This window comes from Alkalibaculum bacchi, from assembly GCF_937875145.1.
GTDB lineage: Bacteria > Bacillota > Clostridia > Eubacteriales > Alkalibacteraceae > Alkalibaculum > Alkalibaculum bacchi_A.
In genome coordinates this window covers 1-1,714 of record NZ_CALNCS010000184.1, presented here as the reverse complement: position 1 = coordinate 1,714, position 1,714 = coordinate 1, and the positions used below count along the sequence as shown (strand labels likewise).

The 1,714-nt window shown below is 33.7% G+C and carries 2 protein-coding genes and 1 pseudogene; all 3 read right to left on the bottom strand.

What is annotated here, in order from left to right; translation table 11 throughout:
• Positions 1–1,161 (bottom strand): PD-(D/E)XK nuclease family protein (locus Q7P22_RS10810; protein WP_303864042.1); only part of this gene is annotated, 1,161 nt, incomplete at its 3' end.
• 7 nt (positions 1,162–1,168) lie between these two features.
• A complete protein-coding gene (locus Q7P22_RS10805) occupies positions 1,169–1,450 on the bottom strand; it encodes a YerC/YecD family TrpR-related protein (RefSeq protein ID WP_303864040.1) in 282 nt (93 codons plus the stop codon).
• Between the two features lie 22 nt (positions 1,451–1,472).
• Positions 1,473–1,714 (bottom strand): annotated as a pseudogene (locus Q7P22_RS10800) (NAD(+) synthase); the annotation flags it as partial.

The window sequence follows — 1,714 nt, the reverse complement described above, 5'->3', positions numbered from 1 at the left end:
ATCTCGAGACCGATCTACTAGATTGTGGGCTTCGTCAACTAAAAATACGTATTTTCCCTTTTCTTCTGTAAATCGCTTTAGGGAAACTCTGGGATCAAAAATATAATTGTAATCACAAAGAACGAAATCGCTCCATAAAGTCAAATCCAAAGAAAATTCAAAGGGACAGACTGTGTGTTTTTGAGCATATTGACTAATAAGCTCTTTGGTATACGTATTTTCATTATTAAAAATATCTTCTATAGCTCCATTTAAACGATCAAAATGCCCTTTAGCATACTCACAATATTCTGGATTACACTTTGTTTGTTCTTTAAAGCATATTTTTTCTTTTGCCGTAAGGGATGTGTATTTTACTTTTAATTGCTTTTCTATTAAGGAACAAAGGGTAGACTCAACAATCTCTCTCTGAGTATTTTTAGATGTAAGATAAAAAATCTTCTCTACATTGCCTTCTGTCATAGACATAATAGATGGAAAAAGAGTAGATATGGTCTTCCCAATTCCAGTAGGTCCATTTACAAAAATTTTCTTTTGTTCTTGTATGGTCTTGTAAATAGAAATAATCAATTTTCTTTGCCCTACCCTATAGCTGTCATAAGGAAATGATAGGGTACTAATGCTCTTATCCCGGAGTTCTCTCCATTCATAAATCATAATTGCCCACTTAATATAATTCTTGATTAAATTCTCGTAAACATATTCTTTTAACTCATCGTGAACGAAATCTCTCATAATTTTTTTTATTTCCTTAGATTCTAACTGGTAATAGGTTAATTGAACACTGATCTCTTTTAGATTGTTTTCTAAAGAATATAAAAATGCATAGACCATCCCCTGAGCCCAGTGGACCTGACTAAAATCCTCATCAATCTCATCTAAAGGAGCTCGAGTGCTCTTAATCTCATCTATAATAATTTGACCTTCATTAAAGATAATGCCATCCATTCTACCTTGTAAAGTTATATTCATACCTTCATATTCAATTGTTCTAGATATGCTTACTTCCGAAAGATCGCCTTCTTTGTATTTCTTTTGAATGCGTTGATGAGCTTTCGTTCCTTGAGCACCTCTTTGTCTTCCTGTATAGCGAAAATCAATATCACCTTTTCTCAAAGTAAACTCTACTAATTCTCTAACAGATATGGTCATTTCCTTCATAATTGTACTACGACTCCATTTTAGATACTCGCTTTAAAGCAGTCTTATAACCGTTCCCACGCTTTAGACATCTACTAACTCTGCTTACAGTTGTAGAGCTAGCTCCAGTCAAATCTTGAACTTCATTAAAGGTTTTTCCCTTATTTAGTAAATCTGCTATTTCGATTCTGTGAGACATGTCCTCAATTTCATTAATCGTACACAAATCCTCTAAAAAAACCAGACACTCTTCTTGGGTTTCTAAAGCTAAAAAGCTCTTAAGAAGCAGCTCTAATTCCTTTTTATCCATCTAAAGTCCTCCTATTTCTTACTTATCGCAAGTCTTCTAGTTCCTTCATCCAAATGGCATTTGATGCATCACTAGGCATCCTCCAATCCCCTCTTGGAGATAGACTAACAGTACCTACTTTAGGTCCGTCTGGCATACAAGATCTTTTAAATTGTTGGGTAAAGAATCTTCTATAGAAGTTTTTTAACCATTTTAATATAATTTCATCACTGTACTGTCCTTTAAAGGCAGTCTTTCCTAAATAGTATACTTTTTTAGGAGAGT

Bases quoted from the DNA above. Each gene is read 5' to 3' on its own strand.
- Q7P22_RS10805 (WP_303864040.1), bottom strand. From the start codon at position 1,450: ATGGATAAAAAGGAATTAGAGCTGCTTCTTAAGAGCTTTTTAGCTTTA.